The organism is Zoogloea sp. (assembly GCF_030157465.1).
GTDB lineage: Bacteria > Pseudomonadota > Gammaproteobacteria > Burkholderiales > Rhodocyclaceae > Zoogloea.
The window spans coordinates 1-23,806 of sequence record NZ_JAOAUU010000031.1 but is presented as its reverse complement, the minus strand read 5'-3'; the positions used below and the strand labels follow the sequence as shown (position 1 = coordinate 23,806).

Below are 23,806 nucleotides of genomic sequence, written 5' to 3'. Positions count from 1 at the left end.
GCGCCGGACTGTTAATCCGTAGGTCCCTGGTTCGAGCCCAGGTCGAGGAGCCAGAGAAAAATTTGCGGTGATGTGCATCGTTGATGCATATGACCAAACCCGTCAGATCCTCGATAGCTCAGTCGGTAGAGCGCCGGACTGTTAATCCGTAGGTCCCTGGTTCGAGCCCAGGTCGAGGAGCCAAGACAAGCAGAAAAGCCAATCCTTCGGGGTTGGCTTTTTTGTCGTCAACAATCCTCCAGCTGTACAGGCCCATGACCAAGGCAAGGTGCAGCCAGCCTTCCTGCGTCAGGCTGTAGGTGATGCCGGCCATCCAGACCCATCCCGGCGACCCCACCATGAACTGACGGTTCAAGGTGTTCACCGTCGTCGGAAGGCTTTGCTTGCTGTAGGTCATGACCTCGTAGCGAAGCCTGCATCGCGCCTGGATGCAACAGACCGCCCCCCCCACCTTTCCCCGCCCGCAGGCTCGATCATTCCATCTGCCATCTGCTCTGGTGTGATCCCGGCTTGCCGCTGCCCGCGCCCAGCGGGCCCGGCTTGCCGGCCTTTCTCCAGTTCATCCGGGGCTCCCCGGCGCCACCAGCTCCGCACTCTTGCACGCCACCCTCACCTGACGAAGCGCCTCTTGCCTGAATGATTGCGCGTCACGCTGGTTTGGAATCCTGCACATCCCACACCTCCAGTTGCCAGCGTGACCAGCCAGTTCAGGCACTCGAAATCCGCGCCCGGGCTCATGCTACAAAATGTTTCAAGAAAAGCGATGACGTGCCGATACAGAGCGAAGGCCTCAAAGCCCGGGCGGCAAAAAACTCATAAAGCATAAAACTTGCTCCCGGCAGCACCATCGACAACGACGAAAAGAATTCTGTGCCCGCACTTTCCATTTCTTGCTTCCAGGGGGAATCCATGAACAACTCGAATTGCGTTAAATCCGTGCGCGGCAGCCGTCTGGCCGGCGCCTGCAGCGTCCTTCTGGCAGCACTGCTGGCGGGCTGCTCGACACTGCCCACGCCGTTCTCGGCCGATGAGCAAAAGCAGATCGCCGCCAACGACCGCAAGGCGGCCACCGCCGACGTCGAACCGCTGGCCGATCGCCTGACGCTGGCCGACGCAATCGCACGAGGCATCAAGTACAACCTCGAGCACCGCTCCCGGATGATGGAAGAAGCCCTCGCCATGGGCCAGCTCGATCTCGGTCGCTACGACATGCTGCCCAAGCTGGTCGCCTCCGCCGGCTACCAATGGCGCGACAAGGAACTGATCACGAACAGCAGGGATTCCGTCACCGGGCTTCCCTCGCTGGCCAACCCCTACATCTCGTCCGACCGTTCGCACACCCTCACCGACCTGGCCCTGTCGTGGAACGTGCTCGACTTTGGCGTCAGTTACTTCAACTCCAAGCAGAACGCCGACCGCGTGCTGATCGCCAGCGAACGCCGGCGCAAGGCCATGCACAACCTGATCCAGGAAGTGCGCACCGCCTACTGGCGCGCCGCCAGCGCCGAGAAGATCGACAAGGATCTGCGCGAAACCATCCGCCTGGCCGAATCCGCCCTGCAGGACTCCCGCAAGATCGAACAGGAACGCATCCGCGACCCGCTGGAAGCCCTGCGCTATCAGCGCACCGTGCTGGAAAACCTGCGCATCCTCGAAAGCATCCAGCAGGAACTCGCCGCCGCCAAGATCGAACTGGCCGCCCTCATCAATCTGCCGCCGGGCACCCAGTTCCAGCTCGCCGAGCCGAATGACAAAGAACTCAAGCCCGCGGCGCTGCCCATGCCCATCGAGCGCATGGAAGACCTCGCCATCGCCCGCAACGCCGACCTGCGCGAGCAGTTCTACAACGTGCGCATCGCCGTGGCCGAGACCAAGAAATCCATGCTGCGGATGTTCCCCGGCCTGTCTTTCAACTACGCCCTGCGCAACGACACCAACAGCTACCTGATCCACAACTCCTGGCAGGACGCCGGTGCCCAGATCAGCTGGAACCTATTCACCCTGCTGTCGGCCCCGGCCAACATCCGCTATTCCGAATCGGCCGAAAAGCTCGCCGAGCATCGGCGCATGACCACCCAGATGGCCGTGCTGGCCCAGGTCCACCTGGCTCGCCAGCAATACGAGAATGCCTACCGTCTGCTCGAGCGTGCCGACTCCATCTGGACGGTGGACAAGCGCATCTTCGAGCACAGCAAGAGCCGCGAAAGCGCCGAAACCAAAGGCCGCCTCGACCTGATCTTCAGCAACACCTCGGCCATCGTCAGCATGCTGCGCCGCTACCAGGCCCTGAGCCAGGTGTACGCCGCCAGCAGCCGCATCCAGGCCACCCTCGGCCTCGAGCCGGAAATCGGCAGCATCAACGACATGCCGCTGTCCGATCTGCGCCGCAATGTCGAGAACGCCATGGACCAATGGAGCCGCGGCGAAGCGCTGAAGGCCCAGGAGCCCGCCGCGCAGGGCGACGCTCCGGCAGACGACAAGGCTGCCGCCATCGACGCCGACCGCCCGGCCCAGGCGACCACACTGCCGCTGGCCGCCCCGGTCCAGGCCCGCGACGTAGCCTGGACGGATGTCTCCTCGGGTGCCGGGATCGGCCAGAAGCACATCGGCACCATCGCCTGGTCCATCGCCGACCTCCAGGATCGCCACATGGCCCAGCTCAAGCGCGGCTCCCTGGCTGCAACCTCATCCGTTCAAACCGCCCAGTAACCAGGTCGCCACTCATGCATCGAGCCTTACTTGCCGTCGCCCTGATTGCGACGACCGCCGGAGCCTGGGCCCAGACTCCGGCCCGGGTCACGCCTCCGCCGCCTCCCGCCGCCAGCCCGGCGCTCGACCGCCAGGACATCCGCGCCCAGCTCTCGCCGCGCCGCTTCACAACGCTGGCGGCCGAACTGGGCGCCAAGGTCAATCGGGTCAGCGTTCGCGAAGGCGAGCGCTTCAAGAGCGGGCAGGTGCTGATCGTCCTTGATTGCTCCCTGCAGACGGCCCAGCTGAACAAGGCCAAGGCCACCCTGGCCGCGGCCGATCAGACCTACGCCGCCAACCGCCGCCTGGCCGAACTGAACTCGGTGGGCAAGCTTGAACTCGACACCTCCCACTCCGAGGTCGCCAAGGCCCGTGCAGACGTGGCACTGATGAACGCCACCCTGTCCAAGTGCCAGATCGTGGCGCCCTTCTCCGGTCGCGTATCGGAGCAAAAGATTCGCGAACAGCAGTTCGCACAGCCCGGCCAGGGCATTCTCGAGATCCTCGACGACAGCGCGCTCGAACTGGAATTCATCGTCCCGTCACGCTGGATGGCGTGGCTGAAGGACGGCTACCGCTTCCAGGTAAAGATCGACGAAACCGGCATCACCTACCCCGCCAAGGTCACCCGCCTGGGCGCCAAGGTCGATCCGGTCAGCCAGTCCGTCAAGGCAGTGGCTGTCATCGACGGCCAGTTCTCCGAATTGATCGCCGGCATGAGCGGTCGGGTGATGCTCGCCCCGCCCGCCAGCGCACCGGCACCGCAAAAATAACTCGTCACCCAAATTTGCAGGAGGCTGCCATGTCCTCGAAATCGACCCGAACCCCGACCGGCAAACGTCGTCTCAATCGCCAGGGGCCTGCCCCGCTGGCCCTCGAACAACGTCTGGTCTTCGATGGCGCCGCCGGTGCCGAAGTCGTGACCCAGGCTGTCGCGGTGGATGCCCATCCCGTCGATGGCACCGATAGCGCGACACCCGATCTGGCTCCGGCAGCCGTGCTGCCGGCCGACAGCAGCGCCGCCGCACAAAGCATCGTTTTCGTGGACGGCCAGTTGCCGAACGCCGGCGTGCTGGCCAGCAACATCGCATCGGGCGCGCAGGTCGTGATTCTCGATCCGGCCCGGGATGCCCTCCAGCAAATGCAGGACGCCGTGGCCGGCCGTCAGGGCCTGCAGTCCATCCATATCCTCTCCCACGGCGCCAAGGGTGAAGTCACCCTCGGCAATCTCAGCCTGACCCAGGCCAACCTGGCCGCCCACGCCGAAGCCCTCGGTGCCCTGGGCGCCGCGCTGGCAAGCGACGGCGACATCCTGATCTACGGCTGCGACATCGGCGCCGGCAGCGAAGGCACGGCTTTCGTCGACGAGATCGCCCGTCTCACCCAGGCCGACGTCGCCGTCTCCACCGACGCCACCGGCAGCAGCCAGGAAGGCGGCGACTGGACGCTCGAATACACCACCGGCAGCGTCGACGCCACCCCCCTCGCCTTCTCCGATGCGGTCGATCCCTTCCTGCTCGGCACGCCCTCGGTCACCTCGGTGGATGACTCCACCTATGTCGAGGGCAGCGGTGCGGTCATCGTCGACAACAACATCACGATCACCGGCGGCAGCTCCTACGACGGCCAGTACATGCGGTTCAGCCTGACCAACGGCCAGAGCACCGACATTCTCACGCTGACCAACGCCGCCGACGTCAACCTCTCCGGCGCGATCTCGTATTCAGGCAGCTCGGTCTATCTGGGCAATGGTTCCGGTCGCGACATCATCGGCACCATCGACAGCACCGAGAACGGCACCGCCGGCAAGGCGCTCAAGATCAATTTTGTATCCACGTTCACCAACTCTGGCTTCGAATCCGGCTCCCTCACCGGATGGACGACCATGAACCAGGTGATCAACCTCGGCACCACGGCCATCGCCGGCTTCACCTCGCCGAACGACGGCACCTACACGGCCAGCGCAGGCAACGACGACGCCTACCCCACCGGCGTCGGCTCCTACAGCTCGACCATCGACACCAGCCAGTACAGCGAGGGCACGCGCTCGCTGCGCCTGCTCAGCTCGGGCTTGACCACCGCCAGCGGCTTCGACGTCGTCCACGGCCCCGCGGTGTACAGCGACGCCTTCAGCGCTACCGCCGGCGACAAGATCTACTTCGACTGGCGCGCCTTCGCCGGGAGCGACGCCTTCGACGTGTACGGCTACATTCTCAACACCGCCACCGGCGCCACCACCAAGGTTCTCGACGAAACCGGCACCAGCACCGGCGCATCGACCAACTGGGCAACCGCCAGCGCCACCATCGGCGCCACCGGCTCCTACCGCTTCGTGTTCGTTGCCGGCACCTACGACTACTCTGGCGGCCGGGCCGCCGGCGCATCGCTGTACATCGACAACGTGCGCGTCTTCGGCTCCAAGGTCACCGACGCCGTCGTCACCAGCATCGCGCGTCAGGTCGCCTTCAACGCCACCTCCGACAGCCCCGTCACGTCCCCGGTCCGTGTCTTCAACGTCACCGCGATGAGCGCCACCGGCGCCTCCGGTTCCGACACCGGCCTGATCAACATCACCCCGACCAACGACGCACCGGTGCTCGGCGGCACCGCGCAAACCCTGGCCTACACCGAAAACGCCGTCGCCACGCCCATCGACACGGTGATGACCATCACCGACCCCGACCTGCCCGCCAATTTCAACGGCGGCTGGCTGCAAGCCCAGGTCACCACCAACGGCGCCGCGGAAGACCAGCTCTCCATGCTCAACCAGGGCACCGGCGCCGGCCAGATCGGCATCTCGGGCAGCAACGTCACCTACGCCGGCACAATCATCGGCACCATCGACGCCGGCAACACCGGCGTCTCGGGCGCCGCCCTGCGCATCAACCTGAACAGCAGCGCCACCACGGCCGCCGTCCAGGCCCTGGCCCGGGTCATCGCCTACAGCAATAGTTCGGACGCTCCCTCCACCGCCTCCCGCACCGTCACTTTCACCTTCAACGACGGCGGCAACTCGGGCAGTGGCGGAGCCCTGCAGGCCACCCGCACGGCTGGCATCACGGTCGCGGCGGTGGACGACCCCTCCGTGCTGACCCTCAGCCAGAGCGCCGTCAATTACAACGAAAACGACGCCAGCTTCGTGGTTGATCCGGCGCTGACCCTCACCGACGTGGACAGCACCACCCTCAGCGGCGCCCGGGTCGTCATCACCAGCAACCTCATATCCGCCGAAGACAGCCTCGTACTCCCCTCCAGCGGCAATATCACCTCCAGCTACAACGCCAGCACCGGCATCCTGACGCTGACCGGCACTGCCACCGTTGCCGAATACGAGACCGCACTGCGGGCCGTCAAGTACAGCAACTCCAGCCAAACCCCCACCACCACCCCTCGCACGATCAGTTTCACAATCGGTAACGCCGTGGCGCTCAACTTCGGCGGCAAGACCCACTACTACGAATACGTCTCAGGCAACTACAGCTGGACAACCGCCAAAACCGCCGCCGAAGGCCGCACTTTCCAGGGCATGACCGGCTACCTGGCCACCATCACCAGCCAGGCCGAAAACGACTTCATCAAGCAAAAACTCGGGGCCGACGCCTGGATCGGCGCCACCGACGACTACACCTACATCAACGCGGCCACCGGCACCACCACCTTCGCCAGCCAGGCAGCCGCCGAAGGCAAGTGGTACTGGGTAACCGGCCCCGAAAAGGGCACCCTGATCTCCACCGGCAACGGCACCCCGGTTACCGCCAGCGGCGGCTACGCCTACTGGAACAACGGCGAGCCGAACAACGCCGGCGGAGAACACTACGGCGAGATCTACTCATCCGGCGCCTCGCCCGGCAAGTGGAACGACCTGCCCAACAGCTCCCTGCTCCCCTACGTCGTCGAGTACAGCGACAACGGCGGCACCTCCACCTTCAGCAAGACAATCTCGATCACCCCGGTCAGGAAGAACGATGCGCCGGTGAACAACGCCCCGTCCGCCATCGCCAGCATCCAGGAAGACGCCGTCAACAACTCCGGCTCGCTGGTGTCCGGCTTCCTGTCATCCACCGACGTGGACGGCAACAGCCTCGGCATCGCCGTCACCGCCACCGACAACAGCCACGGCGCCTGGCAGTACTCCACCGACACCGGTGCCACCTGGGCCGCCTTCGGCACGCCCACCGACGCCGCCGCCCGCCTGCTGCGCAGCACCGACATGGTCCGCTTCGTGCCGGCCGCCGACTTCACCGGCACCGCCACCATCACCTATCGCGCCTGGGACCGCAGCAGCGGCACCACCGGCAGCACTGTCGACATCTCCGCCTCCACCGCCTACGGCACCACCAAGGCCGTGGCCAACGGCGACGAAACCGCCTTCTCGGCCACCAAGCAAACCGCCACCATCACCGTCTCGGCGGTCAGTGACGCCCCGGTCCTGAGCGCCGCCGCCCCCATTCTCGCGACGCTCACCGAAGACCAGACCAACGATGCCGGCCAGACCATTGCGGCCATCCTCGGCGCCTCCGTCACCGATGCGGACAGCGGAGCCGCCAGCGGCATCGCCCTCACCAGCCTCAGCGCCGGCAACGGGACGTGGCAGTACTCGCTCAACGCCGGCTCGTCGTGGACCAATGTCGGCACCGTCTCCGCCTCGTCGGCCCTGCTGCTGCGCAGCACCGACCTGCTGCGTTTCGTACCCGACGCCAGAAACGCCACCACCGCCACCGTCACCTACAAGGCCTGGGACCAGACCGGCGCCACCGCCGGCCAGCAGGGCACCAAGGTCAGCACCGCCATCAGCGGCGGCACAAGCCCCTTCTCGACGGCCAGCGACACCGCCAGCATCACGGTAACGGCGGTCAATGACGCCCCCGTGCTCGGCACCCCGGCCAACCTCGCCGGCATCAGCGAAGACGCCACCGGCAACGCCGGCCAGACCGTCTCCAGCCTGCTGGGCAGCACCATGACCGACGTGGACAGCGGCGCCGTACAAGGCATTGCCATCACCGGCGCCAGCAACGGCACCGCCACCGGCGCATGGCAATACTCCACCGACGGCGGCACCACCTGGTTCTCTGTTGGCACCCCGTCCGCTACCACCGCCCTGCTGCTCAAGAGCACCGACCGCGTCCGCTTCAACCCCGACGGCTTCCAGGGCGGCACGCCGACCCTCACGCTGCGCGGCTGGGATCAATCCACCGGCGCGGCCACCAGCGGCGCCACCCGCGGCGAAGCCGACGTCACCGCCAATGGCGGCACCACCGCGTTCTCCGTCACCGCCCCCACGATCAGCATCGCCGTCTCCAGCGTCAATGACGCACCGGAGATCGTGACCCCCGCCAGCAACGCCACCTTCACCGAAAACCTGGGCGCCGTCGCGGCCGGCAGCGGCCTCGTGATTCGCGACGATGGCGGCCAGCTCGCCAAGGCCGTCATCTCGATCAGCACCGGCTTTACGGCCGGCGACACGCTGGCCGTCACGGTTGGCGCCAGCGGCATCAGCGCAAGCTACAACGCCAGTACCGGCGTCCTGACCCTGACCGGCACCGCCAGCACGGCCGCCTACCAGGCCGTTCTCAACACGCTGACCTACACCACCGCCAGCGAAGATCCGACGATCAACAGCGCAAGCCGTACCCTGCGCTGGTCGCTCACCGACACCAGCAACCTCACCGGCCCCCTCGGCACCAGCAGCATCACGGTCAACCCGACGGTCGATGCCAGCGCCCTGAGCGCAGCCCTCACGCTGACCTACACCGAAGACGACGGACTGCGCATCCTGTCGCCGGCCCTGAGCCTCAGCGACGCCGACGACAGCATGATGGCCGGCGCACGCGTGCTGCTATCCGGCAGCGGGCTCGACAACACCAAGGAATACCTCACCCTGCGCGATGCCACACCCGCCGACATCGGCGGCGGCGTGCTGGGCTGGACCCAGTCCAACGTGCTCGGCTTCACCGGCGTCACCGCCACTTACAGCTGGAACAGCACCGACAACCGCGGAGAACTGGTGATCAGCGGTACCGCCAGCACCGCGGCCTACCAGCAGATCCTGCGCACCGTGAGCTACGGCAACAACGTCGACTACACGGCCGACCCGGACACCACGCCCAACGTCGGAACCCGCAGCATCGGGTGGCAGACCATCGATGCCAACTCCGACGGCGTCGGCGCCGACAGCGTCGCCACCTTCCTCGGCAGCGGAAGCGGCAACGGCAGCCTGTCCAACCTCGTCACGCAAACAATTACGCTGGTCAACGCCAACGAAGCCCCGCAAGTCAGCGGAGCCGACATCGCCCTGCCCTACTCGGAAGGCGACACCATCAAGATCCTGGCAAATGCCATCGTGCCCTCCGACGACAACGCGGACGGCATGCTGAGCCGCGCCCAGGTTCAAGTAACCGCCGGCCTGACCACCGGCGACAGCGTGGCCGTGGCAGCCGACAGCGACGCCTCGGACGGCTTCACCCATACGGTTGTGGGCTCCACCGTCAGCCTCAGCTGGAATAGCGTCAGCGCGAGCGAAACGGTGATCGGCGACGGCAGCAACCCTGAGGTGCAGACCCTCACCAACCTGCCGGCCCTCGCCGCCGGTCAGTCCTACACGCTCACAGTTGGCGGCAACACGCTGTTCTCAGACCCCTTGCCCGGCTCGCCGACGGTCAACGACCTCATCAACGCATTTCAGTCCGACCCGTTGTATGGGATCGACTTCACACTGTCCGCGTCCGGCTACAACCTGGTGCTGACCTGGGCCCTACCCGGCCCGGTCCCAGACACCGCCGTGCTCGCCAGCACCACCACGATCCACGAGACCATCGGCGCCACCTACGATTCAGCCAGCGGCGTGCTCAGCCTCACCGGCAACGCCTCCATCGCGGCCTACCAGTCGGTGCTGCGCAGCGTCACCTTCAGCAACACCACCAACGACGATCCGACCGCGACAGCGGCCACCCGCGCGGTGCAGTGGCGCGTCTTCGACTCCAACGGCACCCCCAGCGCGGTGGACACCAATGCCACCACCACCATCCAGGTCACGGCCATCAATGACCAACCGGTCGTCACCACCGACACCGCGGGAACCTATGCCTTCACCGAAGGCGCACCGGCGATTCTGGCCAACTCCGGCCTCAGCCTCTCCGATCCCGACGACACCAACCTGACCGGGGCCACCGTCGCCATCAGCAGCGGCGGTGTCAGCGGCGACCTGCTCGCCATCGACTCCGGCGTGCTGTCGGCCGCCGGCCTCAGCCTCGACGCAGCCAGCACGTCCACCTCGCTCGTGCTCACCGGCAAGGCCAGCCTCGCCACCTACGAAAGCGTGCTGCGCCAGGTCAAGTTCAGCTCCAGCAGCGACGACCCGACCGCGGCCACGCGCACCCTGAGCTGGACGGTCACCGACGACTTCGCCAGCCGCCTGACCGACTTCCCGGGCGCAAACGACGGCAGCACCGCCAAGGAAACCAGCACCGTCGCCACCAGCACGATCACCGTCATCCCGGTCAACGACGCCCCGACGCTCAGCGGCCTGCCCGGCGCCGCGGTGGCTTACACCGAAGGCGCCGCAGCCGCCACCCTGGCCGGCACCATCAGCCTGGCCGACGTGGACGATGCCAACCTCACCCGCGCCGAAGTCTGGATCAGCGGCGGCTTCACCGCCGGCGACACCCTCGCCGCCACGGTCGGCGCCACCGGCATCAATGCGTCCTACAACCCCGCTACCGGCCTGCTGACCCTGACCCACGCCGGCGCCTCGAAGGCCGACTTCGAAAGCGTGCTGCAATCGGTCACCTTCAGCTCCAGCGCCGCCGACCCGACGGCCACCTCGGCAACGCGCACGATCAGCTGGCAGGTCACCGACGCCGACGCTTCCACCGCTGGCGCCGACACGCTGCCCAGCGAACTCAGCGCCTCGTCCGGCACAAGCACCGTCGCCATCACCGCCGCCGACAACGCCGGCGCGCTGTCCGGCCTCAGCAACGAAACCTATGTCGAAAAGGGCTCCGCCGTTGCGGTCGCACCCAACCTCACCCTCAGCGACCCCGACGACACCACCCTCGACGGCCTCACCGTCACCCTCGCAGGCGGCAAAACGACCGGCGACCTGCTCACCGTCACGGCACCGCTCGCCGGCACCGGCATCAGTGCCTCGTACGACGCCACCACCGGCGTCCTGACCCTGACCGGCACCGCCAGCCTGGCCGACTACCAGGCCATCGCCCGCTCCGTCGTGTTCTCCTCGTCGAGCGACGACCCCACCGGCACCTCGACGACCCGCAGCTTCACCTGGGGCACCACCAGCAGCTTCGGCTCGCGCCTGAGCGACTCCGGCACCGGCAACGACTCCGACGCCGGCACCGTCACCACCAACGCCGGCAGCAACACCCTGTCGATCACCGGCCGCAACGACGCCCCGATCCTGACCCTGGGGCACAACACCAGCCTCGATGGCAGCACCGTCGCGTTCGAACAGGGCGGCACCGCCATCTACGCCCTAGGGCTCACTTCGGCTCCGTCCGGCGACGCCACCATCGCCGACCCCGACGACACCTACATCGCCAGCGCCAGCGTCGTCATCAGCAACAACCTGGGCTCGGCGGATCTGCTGTCCGTCGTCACGCCGGCTGGCTGGAGCCGCGTCGGCAACACCCTCACCACCGGCTCCGGTGCGACGATCAGTGTTGCGTACAACGCCGGCACCGGCACCCTGAGCCTCACCAAAGCCAGCGGCAACGTCACCAAGGCCGAATTCGAAAGCGTGCTGGAGCATGTCCAGTACCAAAACACCTCGCTTTCGCCCACAGCCACCGGCGCCAGCCGCGCCCTGACCTGGACCATCACCGACGCCAACGCAGTCGGCGACGGCGCCAAGAGCGCCACCGGCACCAGCTACCTGGTGATTCGCGACAAGAACGACGCGCCGACCATCAGCCCGGCCACACCCAGCGCGACCTACACCGAGGGCACCCTCGCCGTCGACCTGCCCGACGTGGTCGTCACCGACCCCGATCCGGACGAAATCGTCACCGCCACGCTGACCCTCTCCAACCCCGCGGCCGGCAACCTGAGCGTGCCGACCGGCGCGGCCTACGACGCCGGCACCGGCGTCTGGACCATCACCGGCATCGTCACCGACGTCAACGCCGCCCTGGCCGCCCTGCAGTTCGTCCCGACGGCCAACAACGACGTCAATACGTCCATCAGCATCTCCATCGCCGACGGCGGCGAGGATCTGGCGACGCCTGCGACGGGCTCCATCGCGCTGAACGTGAATGCGGTCAACGACGCACCGCTGCTCACGCCGGCATCGCCGGTGCTGCCGCCCCTTACCGAGGACGACACCACCAACGCCGGCCAAACCGTGGCCAGCTTCCGCGGCGCCATTAGCGACGTGGACAGCGGCACCCAGCCCGGTATCGTCATCACCGCCACCAGCGACGGCAACGGTCATTGGGAATACCGCAGCGGCGCCGGCAACTGGACGTCCTTCGGCAACCTGTCCGACAGCACGGCCCTGGTCCTGGCCGACGCCGACTTCGTCCGCTTCGTGCCCGATGGCGCCAACGCCACCACCGCGAGCCTCACCTACCGCGCCTGGGACGGCACCGGCGCTGCGGCGGGCGGAACCGTGGATGCATCAATCACCGGCAACGCCACGCCTTTCTCGTCGGCCTACGACCAGGCCAGCATCGCCGTCAGCGCAATCAACGATGCGCCGGTGCTTGCCGTCGGCGACACCACCCTGAGCACCCTCAACGAAGACGACGTCGGCAACACCGGCCACCTCGTCTCCAGCCTGCGCGGCACCACCACCGATGTGGACAGCGGCGCCGTCCAGGGCCTGGCCATCACCAGCCTGGGCAGCGGCAACGGCACCTGGCAATACTCCACCGACGGCGGCAGCACCTGGACCAACGCCGATGCCGATGGCCCGGTTTCGGCCACCCACGCCCTGCTGCTGCGTGACGCCGATCGCCTGCGCTTCGTGCCCAACAGCGCCAACGACACCGTCGCCGGCCTCGGCTACCGCGCCTGGGACCAGACCAGCGGTACCGCAGGCGCTTACGCCGACACCTCCGCCAACGGCGGCACCACCGCGTTCTCCAGCCAGGAGAACGCCATGGACATCACCGTCACGGCGGTAAACGACGCCCCGGTTCTCGCCTCCGCCGCGCCGGTGCTCAACCCCATCACCGAGGACGACACCACCAACCCCGGCCAGACCGTCGCCAGCTTCATCGGCAGCACCGTCAGCGACGTGGACAGCGGCGCCACCACCGGCATCGCCATCACCGCCGCCAACAACGGCAACGGCCACTGGCAATACTCCACCGATGGCGGCACCACCTGGACCACCGTCTCCGGCCTTGACGGCAGCAACGGCCTGCTCCTCGCCGACACCGACAAGATCCGCTTCCTCCCCAACGCCGAAAACGCCACCAGCCCCACCTTCAGCTATCGCGCCTGGGACCGTACCGTCGGCACCGCCGGCAATCTGGCCACCCTCAGCGCCACCGGCACCACGTCGCCCTACTCCACGGACCAGAACACCGCCAGCATCGTCGTCAGCGCAGTCAACGATGCACCGGTGCTCGCCGCCGGCAACACCACGCTGAACACGCTGACCGAGGATGCCGCCAGCAACGCCGGTCAGACTGTCGCCAGCCTGCGCGGCACCACCACGGATGTGGACAGCGGCGCCGTCCAGGGCCTGGCCATCACCAGCCTGGGCAGCGGCAACGGCACCTGGCAATACTCCACCGACGGCGGCAGCACCTGGACCAACGCCGATGCCGATGGCCCGGTTTCGGCCACCCACGCCCTGCTGCTGCGTGACGCCGATCGCCTGCGCTTCGTGCCCAACAGCGCCAACGACACCGTCGCCGGCCTCGGCTACCGCGCCTGGGACCAGACCAGCGGTACCGCAGGCGCTTACGCCGACACCTCCGCCAACGGCGGCACCACCGCGTTCTCCAGCCAGGAGAACGCCATGGACATCACCGTCACGGCGGTAAACGACGCCCCGGTTCTCGCCTCCGCCGCGCCGGTGCTCAACCCCATCACCGAGGACGACACCACCAACCCCGGCCAGACCGTCGCCAGCTTCATCGGCAGCACCGTCAGCGACGTGGACAGCGGCGCCACCACCGGCATCGCCATCACCGCCGCCAACAACGGCAACGGCCACTGGCAATACTCCACCGATGGCGGCACCACCTGGACCACCGTCTCCGGCCTTGACGGCAGCAACGGCCTGCTCCTCGCCGACACCGACAAGATCCGCTTCCTCCCCAACGCCGAAAACGCCACCAGCCCCACCTTCAGCTATCGCGCCTGGGACCGTACCGTCGGCACCGCCGGCAATCTGGCCACCCTCGGCGCCACCGGCACCACGTCGGCCTACTCCACGGGTGAAAACACCGCCAGCATCGTCGTCAGCGCGGTGAACGACGCGCCGATCAACGACGTGGCGCCCACCTATTCCGGCGACTTCCGGGACGACGGCACGCTGCGCCAGGACGGCGTGATCACCGCCGACCCGGGCCTCTGGCACGACGTCGACGCGGGCGACCCGACCACCGCCATCCGCTACCAGTGGCAGGTTGCCGACGACGCATCGGGCACCGGCCTGCGCGACATCGACGGCGCCACCCTGGCGAGCTACACGCTCACCGCCGGTGACATCGGCAAGTTCGTGCGCGTCAAGGTCTTCGGCGGCGACGGCAAGACCGAAACCGTCGCGACCAGCGGCTTCACCCCGGTCAGCAACGTCGACCCGCAGACCGTCGGCACCCTCGACACCCAGGACGCCACCGAAAGCGTGCCGATGAGTTTCACCGTCCCGGCGGGCACTTTCGCCGACGCCGACGGCGAGGACACGCTCTACTACTCGGCCACCCTGGCCGACGGCTCGCCGCTGCCGGCCTGGCTCAGCTTCGACCCGGCAACCCGCACTTTCTCCGGCACGCCTGGCGGTGGCGACATCGCCGTCCTGCAAGTCCGGGTGAGCGCCAGCGACCACGGCAACCTGCCGGCTTCCGCCGACTTCACGCTGCGTGTCGCCGGTGTGCCGCTCCGGCCGATCGAGGTCAAGGCGGATCCGGAACCCACTCCGCCGCCGCCCGTGCAGCCCAGCGCACCCGCCGCGCCAATCGTAGTCGAAACCGCCGGCTGGACCACTCCGTCAAGCGGCTCCGGCTCCGTTGGCGGCAGCTGGAGCGCCGGCAAGGGCGACGGCTTCTTTGGCCCGACCGACCGTGGTCTGGCCGTCGGCGGGCTCGCCACCGGCACGGAAGTCTCCCGCGCCGCCCCCGGCAGGGAACCTGTGCTGGCAGCCAGCGAGCCGCGCAACGTCGTCACATCGGCTCCGCAGGCCGGCCTGACCCGCTCGGACGGCTTCCGGATCATCGTCCAGGCCCCGGAAACCAAGGACGACTCGTCCCTGATGCTGGCCCGGCCGCTCAATGACCAGGACTTCAAACCGGCGAACACGATCAAGGTCAACGTGCCGCCCGACACCTTCAGCCACAGCCGGCTCGATGCGCGCATCGAGCTGTCGGCCGCGCTGGTGGATGGCTCCAAGCTGCCAAACTGGCTGCGCTTCGACGCCCGCAAGGGTGAATTCCAGGGCATCCCGCCGAGCGATTTCGACGGTGACGTGGAAATCAAGGTCACGGCGAAGGACAACTTCGGCAACAGCGTGTCGACGATCTTCCGCATCCGCGTGAATGCCGGTCAGCGCTCGGCCTTCAACGGGCGCGACGGTCTCAGCGCCCAGTTCCGTACGGCCAGTGCGCCCGGGCGCGACGCCCAGCGCGGCGGGCTGGCGGAACTTGCCCGGCAGACCCGCCAACGGCCGGCATAACGAAGACACATCGAGGTAACCGTGAGCACCCCCGCCGACAACGACGCCTTCCTGTCCCACTCACTGGGCGCGCTGCTCCATCTGGGGCGGCGCGCCCGGCAGGCAGGCGCAACGGCGGAGCTCGGGTTCATCGTGGTCAACGAAACCCTGGCCCTCGCGCCTTACCGGCAGGCCGCCCTGTGGGTGGCCGACCGGGGCGTGGTGGCCCTCTCCGGCGTGGTCGCGCCGGAGGCCAATGCCCCCTTCGTGCACTGGCTGGAACGGGTTCTGCAAAAACTTCTCGCCGACAAACCACAAGCCGCGGCCGTGGCCCCCAGCGACCTTGCCGCCGGCGAGGCCGCCGAATGGGACGAATGGTTGCCGGCGCACGCACTGTGGCTACCCTTGCCGCAAGACACCCCCGGCGGCGTGCTGCTGGCCCGGGATACACCCTGGCAGCCCGGTGAAATCGGCCTGCTGACGGAATGGCTGGACATCTGGGGGCACGCATGGAAAGTGCAGGCCAAGCCCGGCGCCAGCAGCCGCTGGCGCATGCTCGCCTCGCTCTGGCCGGACGCCGGTCAGCGTCTGGCCGCACGCCATAGCTGGTTCAGCGCCGAAGGCTGGCGGGCACGGCTGCAACGCGGACGCGACTGGCGGCCCAGCGACGTGGCCGGCCAGATCAAAAAGCTGTGGCGCAACCGCAGCCTGCGCTACTCGATCCTGGCCCTTGCCGTAATGATGTTCCCGGTACGCTTCAGCGTTCTCGCCCCCGGCGAGCTGGTGCCCGCCCAGCCGGCCGTCGTGCGGGCGCCCCTCGACGGCACCGTGGACACCTTCTTTGTCGCCCCCAACAGCACGGTCAAGGCAGGCGACAAGCTCTTTCAGCTTGATCTGACAACCCTCTCCAGCCGCCTCGCGGTGGCCCGCCAGGGCCTCGTCACCGCCGAAGCCGAATACCGGCAATCGGCCCAGCAGGCGGTTTTCGATCCCAAGAGCAAGGCCCAGCTGGCCGCGCTGCAAGGCCGTATCGCCGAACGCCAGGCCGAAGCCGAGCTGCTCCAGGCCCAGTTCGCCAAGGCCCAGGCCACCGCGCCGCGGGACGGCATCGTGCTGATGGACGACCCGAGCGAATGGATCGGCAAGCCGGTGACTACCGGCGAGCGCATCATCACCATCGCCGGCGAGGACGACGCCGAAGTCGAAGCCTGGCTCGGCCCCGGCGACATCATCGAACTGCCCCCGGGGGCAGAGATCACGCTCTATCTCAACACCGCCCCGCTGTCGCCGGTGGAAGCCTCGTTGCGCTATCTCGCCCACGAAGCCGTGGCACGCCCGGACGGCAGCTTTGCCTACCGCCTGCGTGCCACCCTTGCCGAAGGCCAGCAGCGGCCACGGGTCGGCCTCAAGGGCACCGTCAAGGTTCGCGGCGGGCGCGTACCGCTGATTTACTGGGCACTGCGCCGCCCGCTGGCAACCCTGCGCCAGGTCACCGGCTTGTAACGCAAAACAGACATGCACGCCGCGCTCGACACGCCGCCGTCCTTCGATGCCGCCGCCCTGGCCGCCGAGCGCAAGCTCAGCCTGCCGCCGCTGCGCGAAGAACTGGCCCTCCTCGACGGCCCCGCCGCCTACGACGGCGCACCGACCTGGAGCCTTCACGACCCCGTTCGCAACCAGTTCTACCGTATCGACTGGCCGACCTTCGAGGTGCTCGCGAGATGGCATCTCGGCGACCCGGCCCGCATCGTCGATGCCATCGAGGCCGAAACCACGCTCAGCCTGAGCGAGGACGACGTCGAAGTCGTGATCCGCTTTCTGGCCGAACACCAGCTCATCCGCCCGCTCGGCGAAGCCGGCACCGCCCGCCTCGTGCAGCAGGAAAAAGCCCGTCACAGCACGCTCTGGCAATGGCTGCTGCACCACTACCTGTTCTTCCGCATTCCGCTCTTGCGGCCCGATCGCTGGCTGGTACGCCAGTTGCCGCGGGTCGAGATGTTCTACTCGCGCACCTTCCTGCACCTCACCCTTGCCATGCTTGCCCTCGGCCTGTTCCAGGTCGCGCGCCAGTGGGATCACTTCACCGCCACGCTGGTCGACACCTTCAGCTGGCGGGGGGCCCTGGGCTACGGGGTGGCGCTCACGCTGGTCAAGGTGCTCCACGAATTCGGCCACGCCTTCACCGCCCGCCGTCTAGGCTGCCGGGTGCCGACGATGGGCGTGGCCTTTCTGGTGATGTGGCCGGTGGCCTACACCGATGTCAATGAAGCCTGGCGCCTCACCCGCCGGCGGGACAGGCTGGCGGTAGGCGGCGCCGGCATCCTCACCGAACTGGCGATCGCCGCCTGGGCCACCCTGGCCTGGGCCCTGCTGCCCGACGGCGCCCTGCGCGGCACCGTGTTCATGCTCGCCACCACCACCTGGGTTGCCACCCTGGCCATCAATGCCAGCCCCTTCATGCGCTTCGACGGCTACTTCCTGCTGTCCGACTTCCTCGACTTTCCCAACCTGCACGCCCGCTCCTTCGCGCTGGCACGCTGGAGCCTGCGCGAGCGCCTGTTCGCCCTCGGCGAGCCCGCTCCGGAATGCCTGCCACCTGCCCGCCAGCGCGGCCTGATCCTGTTCGCCTACGGGGTCTGGCTGTACCGCCTGACACTTTTTGTGGGGATCGCCTTGCTCGTCTATCACTACTTCTTCAAGGCCCTCGGGATTCTGCTGTTCGCCGTGGAAATCGGCTGGTTCGTGATCCTGCCGGTGTGGCGCGAAATCGGTGAGTGGAAGCGCCGCTGGCCGCAGATCAAAACAGGCGGTGGTGGCCGTAAAAAGCTCTGGCTGATGGCGCTGCTGGCCTTCATCTTCGTGGTGCCCTGGAACCTGCAGGTCAGCAGCCAGGGCCTGATGCGTTCGGCCCGTCACTACCCGCTGTTCGCACCCGGCCCGTCCAGCGTCGAGGCGATGCCCGTGAAGCGCGGACAAGCCGTGGCGGCAGGCCAGGTGTTGATGAAGCTGAGCGCCGAGGACGCCGAATATCGCCAGCGCCTCGCCAACGCCCGCGTCTCGCGTCTCGCCTGGCAGGCCGAAGTCTCGGGCCTGGACGAGAGCCTGCGCGCACGCCAGCCGATCACCGTGGAAGAACTGGAAGCCGCCCGGGCCGAACTCGCCGGCGCAACGGACGAACTCCAGCGCTACACCGTCATCGCCCCCTTCCCCGGAGTCCTCGCCGATCTGGCGCCAGACCTGCGGGTGGGCGAATCGGTAGGACGCCAGCAGCAGCTCGGCGTATTCATCGACCCGACCGCCTGGGAAGTGGAAACCTATCTGACCGATGCCGAGGTGGAACGGGTCGCCTTGGGCAACGGCGGTCGCTTCCTGCCCGAAACACCGGGGCTGCCGGCACTGGCCCTCAAGGTGGTGCGCATCGACCGCGACGCCACCCGGGCCCTGCCCGACGCGATGCTGGCCGTCGGCCACGGCGGTGAAGTCCTCGTCCGCGAACGCAACAACCAGCTCGTCCCGGAACGAGCGGTCTATCGCGTCGTGCTCGCCGTGGAAGAAGCCGCCCCCGCCCAGGCCCGCGTGCTGCGCGGCTCGGTGGTCATCTACGGCCGCCAGAAATCCCTCGCCGGAGATTTCCTGCGCTCCGGCGCCGCACTGGCGATCCGCGAAGCCGGCTGGTAGGCCGCGCGGCCAAAGGCGCTGCGCCGGACATCGGCGGGAGCCGGCGTCTTTGCTTGCCAGGCTCAGAGATCGTCAGGAAAGCACTCAAATCCGCGGTAAGAGACAAAAACCTGAACCTCTTTAGGTACCCGGATTTTCTGGCTGGCCGCTAATGACAGCAGCTGTTCCTTGAACGAACTGGATTGCAGTCAAAGCCGGCCCATTCTGTTGTGTAGCTACGACCGAAACCCGGCCGTTCAAGCCATCCGGCGGCGGCTGGCCAGGAGGCCCAGCCCCGCCAGACCCAGCAGCGCCAGCGAGGCCGGCTCGGGCACCGTGCCGCCGTTGCGCGTGCCCTCCAGGCGGAAGGCGGTGGCATCGGTGCCGGCCGCACCGGCCCAGAACCACTCCACGTCGAGGGAGTTGTTCCAGATTTCGAGGGTCTGGGCACCGTTCAGGACGATGTCGGGGATGTCGAGGGTGTAAAAGGCGAAACCCGAGTCGGTTCCGGACGTGAGGGTGCCGCCCTGCTGGGCGCCGCCGACAAACACTTCGAAACTATCGAAGGCCGACCCCTGGGAGTTCTGTCCGTGAAAGCCCCACCAGCTGATCGTCTCGAGGGTGATGCTGCCGAGCGCGGGGATCGTCTGCGCGTAGGGCGTGCCGGTGCTGTTGTCGGATTGCTGACTGACCCCCGCGGCGTCGGGCAGTTGCTGGTAGAGGGTGGCGGCCGATGCGCCGGCACTGGCCAGCAGGCCGATGAGCGCAGCGGCAACAAGACGGGGGCGAAGCGTGAGAACCATGACGGACTCCGGTTTTTTGAGGTTCGCTGACACCATGCAAGAGCGGTGCCAGGTGAAGAAATTTCGTGAATTCAATAACTTCGATAAATCAGTAAATCAATTTGTAAAAAACGCCGACACATTTTGGGTTGCGCGGGCCGGGGGTTGCCCCCGGGCCCGCGTTGGTCGGTCTTACAGTTCGTCGTGGGGCAGCGGTACGCCGAGGATCGGGAAGTCGAATTCGACCCAATCGACGAGGAAGTCGCTGCCGTGCTGGATGCCGGCTCCGTCGGTGGTGATGGCGCTGCCGAAGTGGCCGGCGCCGTCCTGGTAGCCGCCGAAGACGAAGTCGGTGCCGTCGTAGGCGCCGGCGCTGAGTTCGACGTGGCTGAAGCCGGCGGCGCTGCCGAGGCTGACTTGCTGCGTGCCGGCCGCGGAGGTGGCGCTGAAGGTGGTTTCGGCAACGACCGTGCCGCTGTCGTCGATGAGGCGCAGGCGGCCGCTTTCGGTGTAGAGGCTGCCGTCGTCGTTGATGAAGAAGCGTGACAGGTTGACCGTGACGCCGGTGGCTTCTTCGGCGAGGTTGAAGCGCAGGGCTTCCTTGCCGTCGATTTCCTGACGCACGCTGCTGGTGGCGGCCGACTGGCTGCTGACCCCGAGATCGCCGGTGTAGATGTCGCCACCGGCGAGGTTCTGCGGGCTGACCCCGTGGTAGGCAACGGCGCTCCAGGCTTCGGCGGGGCTGGTGGCGTCGTGCTTGTGCTGGGCGTCGATGCCGGTGTGGGTCCAGGCACTGGCCCACTGGCCGCCACTGCCGGTCTGGCGGTCCGGGGCGGCGCCGATCCGCGTGGCGGTGGTTTCGGGCACCACTTCAAAGGTGACGCTGCCGGTGTCGACGCCGCCGTTGCCGTCGCTCACCTGGTAGGTGTAGCCGGTGGTGCCGCTGAAGCCGGCGGTGGGGGTGAAGTGGAGGCTGCCGTTGGTGTTTTGCACCAGAGTGCCGGCCAGGCCGGTGGTGTCTACGCCGCTGACGCTGAGGGTGTCGCCGTCGGCATCGAGATCGCCGGTGAGGATGCCCGGGGCGGGGATGTCGAGGCTGCCGTTTCGCCAGACGTGGAGGATTTCGTCGTCGGCCACCGGGGCGATGTTGGTGACGGTGATTCCGACCACGCCGGTGCCGGTGCCGCCGTAGCCGTCGGCGACGGTGTAGCTGAAGCCGGTGTTGCCGGTGAAGCCGGCGGTCGGCGTGAAGCTGAAGCTGCCGTCGGCGGAGAGGACGAGGTCGCCGTTGAGGCCGGAGGCGTCCCACGCGGAGATGAACAGGGCGTCCATGTCGAAGTCGGCGTCGTTGCCCATGAGGCCCGGGCTGGTGATGACGAGCGGAACGCCGGCGTGCACGGTGTAGCTGTCGTTGCCGGCTTGCGGGGCGCTGTTCACTACGTTGAGGGTGACCAGGCCGGTGTCGAAGCCGCCCTTGCCGTCGGAGACGGTGTAGTTGAAGGCGGTGCTGCCGACGAAGTCGGTGGTGGGCGTGAAGCGGAAGGCGCCGTTGGCGAGCTGAATGAGGCTGCCGGCGAGGCCGGTGGTGTCCACCGCGCTGACGCTGAGCAGGTCGCCGTCGGCGTCAAGATCGCCGTCGAGCATGCCCGGCGCGGCGATGTCCAGCACCTGGTTCGGACGCAGGTTGAAGACTTCGTCGTCGGCCACCGGGGCGTGGTTGCCGCCGCCTCCGGCGACCACCGTGAGGCCGAGGCTGGCGACGTTGGCGTAGCTGCCGTCTTCGTCGGCGAGGCTGACCAGGATGGTCGGCGTGCCGGCTGCGCTGTAGGTGTGGGTGATGTCGCCCACCGCGCTGGCCGTGCTGGTGCTGCCGTCGCCCCAGTTGATGAGGATGCCGTCCGGCAGCAGGGTGTCCTGGCCCGGATCGAGGTAGTTGGCGAGGCTGAGGGTGTAGGCCAGGCCTGTGGTGGCGCTGGCGGCGCCAGTGGCCTCGATGGTCGGGGCCACGTTGTTTACCGTGACGGTCTTGCTGACCTCGGTGCTGCCGCCGTCGCTGTCGGTGACGGTTACGGTGACCTGGCGGGCGGTGGCGTTTGCCGGGCCGTCTTCGTCGTCGGTAAAGACATGGCTGACGATGCCGCTGGCCGGCAGGTCGGCGGCGAGGACGGTCTGGGTGCTGCCGTCGCCCCAGGCGATGCTGTAGGCGAGCGGGTCGGCGCTGCCGGCCACGTCGCTGCCGGTGAGGGTCAGTTGATAGGTGGCGCCTTCGAGGGTGCTGGCGGCGCCGTCGAGCGCGAGGCTCGGGGCGACGTTGGCCACCGTGACGGCCTGGGTGCCGAGCACCGTGGTGCCGTCTTCGTCGGTGGTGCTGACGGTGATGGTCGGTGCGCTGGCGCCGTCGGCGTAGGTGTGGGTGAAGTTGCCGGCCGCTGCGGCCCAGTCGGCGGGGGTGAAGGTGTCGGTGCTGCCGTCGCCCCAGGCGATGCTGTAGCCGCTGCGGGTGTCGGTGCCGGGGTCAAGAATGGCGCCGACGGTGAGGGTGTAGACGCTGCCCTCGTCCACCGTGGCCGGGCCGCTGAGGCTGGCGGTGGGGGCGACGTTGCTTACGTTGAGTTGCAGGCTGGTGCTGTCGCTGTCGGCGCCGCCGGTGTCGCTGACGGTGATCGTCGCGGTGAGGGTGGCGTTGCCGTCGGCTGCCGTGCGGTTGAGGTCGAAGTGCTGGACGGTGGTGGTGCCGCTTTGCACGACGCCGTCATTCCACTGGACGGTGTAGTTCCAGCCGTCGCCGTTGCTGTCTTCGCCGTCGGAGAAGGCGATGCTGCGGGTGAAGGCGCTGCCTTCGTTCACCGTGCCGGCGGCCTGGACGGCGAGGCTGAGGGTGGGCGTTGGCAGGCCGACCGTGAGGCCGAGGCTGGCGACGTTGGCGTAGCTGCCGTCTTCGTCGGCGAGGCTGACGGTAAGGGTGGGCGTGCTGGCGGCCAGGTAGGTGTGGGTGAGATCGCCGAGGCTGCTGGCGGTGCTTTGGGTGCCGTCGCCCCAGTCCACCACGATGCCGTTGGGCAGCAGGGTGTCCTGACCCGGATCGACATAGTTGGCGAGGTTGAGGGTGTAGGCGACGCCGACCGTGGCGCTGGCGGCGCCGCTGGCGTCCACCGTCGGGGCGACGTTGAGGACGTCCACCGCGTGGGTGCCGAGGGCGAAGAGGCCGTCGTCGTTCTGGGCGAAGACCTGCACGCTGTAGCTGGCGGCGCCGTCGGCGTAGGTGTGGGTGACGACCCCGCCGGCAAGCGCGAGCTGGGCGGCGCTGACGCTCTGGTAGCTGCCCGGCGTGGTTTCGTCGCCCCAGACGATGCGGTATTCGCTGACGCTGTCGGCGCCCGGGTCAAGGATGGCGCCGATGCCGAGGGCGTAGACGCTGCCTTCGTTCACCGCGCCGGCGCCGCTGAGGCTGGCGCTCGGGGCGACATCGTTCACCGTGACGGCCTGGGTGCCAAGCACCGTGGTGCCGTCTTCGTCGGTGGTGCTGACGGTGATGGTCGGTGCGCTGGCGCCGTCGGCGTAGGTGTGGGTGAAGTTGCCGGCCGCTGCGGCCCAGTCGGCGGGGGTGAAGGTGTCGGTGCTGCCGTCGCCCCAGGCGATGCTGTAGCCGCTGCGGGTGTCGGTGCCGGGGTCAAGAATGGCGCCGACGGTGAGGGTGTAGACGCTGCCCTCGTCCACCGTGGCCGGGCCGCTGAGGCTGGCGGTGGGGGCGACGTTGCTTACGTTGAGTTGCAGGCTGGTG

General features: G+C 67.8%; 8 protein-coding genes and 1 tRNA gene. 6 read left to right on the top strand and 3 right to left on the bottom strand.

The window, feature by feature from the left end:
• Positions 1-107: 107 nt before the first annotated feature.
• A tRNA-Asn gene (locus tag Q1W26_RS03845) sits at positions 108-183 on the top strand.
• Between the two features lie 551 nt (positions 184-734).
• Here the strand turns inward: Q1W26_RS03845 and Q1W26_RS03840 are convergent.
• Entirely contained in the window at positions 735-911 is a 177-nt protein-coding gene (locus Q1W26_RS03840) for a hypothetical protein (protein WP_300436120.1), read from the bottom strand.
• Between Q1W26_RS03840 and Q1W26_RS03835 the strand changes: the two genes are divergently transcribed.
• Genes Q1W26_RS03835 through Q1W26_RS03815 form a run of 5 tightly spaced genes read left to right on the top strand, consistent with a single transcriptional unit; the run spans position 910 to position 19,264 of the window.
• Positions 910-2,709 (top strand): TolC family protein, encoded by a 1,800-nt coding sequence (locus Q1W26_RS03835; protein WP_300436117.1) that lies wholly within the window; start codon positions 910-912, stop codon positions 2,707-2,709. The two genes, Q1W26_RS03840 and Q1W26_RS03835, sit on opposite strands and share 2 nt — an antisense overlap.
• A gap of 14 nt (positions 2,710-2,723) precedes the next feature.
• On the top strand, positions 2,724-3,521 hold the full coding sequence (locus Q1W26_RS03830; protein WP_300436115.1) for an efflux RND transporter periplasmic adaptor subunit: 798 nt from the start codon (positions 2,724-2,726) through the stop codon (positions 3,519-3,521).
• 29 nt (positions 3,522-3,550) lie between these two features.
• Positions 3,551-15,607, top strand: coding sequence for a DUF4347 domain-containing protein (locus Q1W26_RS03825; RefSeq protein WP_300436112.1), 12,057 nt, complete (start codon positions 3,551-3,553; stop codon positions 15,605-15,607).
• A gap of 21 nt (positions 15,608-15,628) precedes the next feature.
• Positions 15,629-17,089: an HlyD family efflux transporter periplasmic adaptor subunit gene (locus Q1W26_RS03820; protein ID WP_300436110.1), complete on the top strand. Its 1,461-nt coding sequence runs from the start codon at positions 15,629-15,631 to the stop codon at positions 17,087-17,089.
• 12 nt (positions 17,090-17,101) lie between these two features.
• On the top strand, positions 17,102-19,264 hold the full coding sequence (locus Q1W26_RS03815) for an HlyD family efflux transporter periplasmic adaptor subunit (protein ID WP_300436107.1): 2,163 nt from the start codon (positions 17,102-17,104) through the stop codon (positions 19,262-19,264).
• Positions 19,265-19,500: 236 nt separating this feature from the next.
• On the opposite strand, the gene Q1W26_RS03810 is transcribed toward Q1W26_RS03815, so the two are convergent.
• Both Q1W26_RS03810 and Q1W26_RS03805 read right to left on the bottom strand, forming a co-directional pair.
• Positions 19,501-20,046: a PEP-CTERM sorting domain-containing protein gene (locus Q1W26_RS03810; protein WP_300436105.1), complete on the bottom strand. Its 546-nt coding sequence runs from the start codon at positions 20,044-20,046 to the stop codon at positions 19,501-19,503.
• 171 nt (positions 20,047-20,217) lie between these two features.
• Positions 20,218-23,806: cadherin-like domain-containing protein (locus Q1W26_RS03805; RefSeq protein WP_300436102.1), on the bottom strand; the 3,589-nt coding region annotated here is incomplete at its 5' end.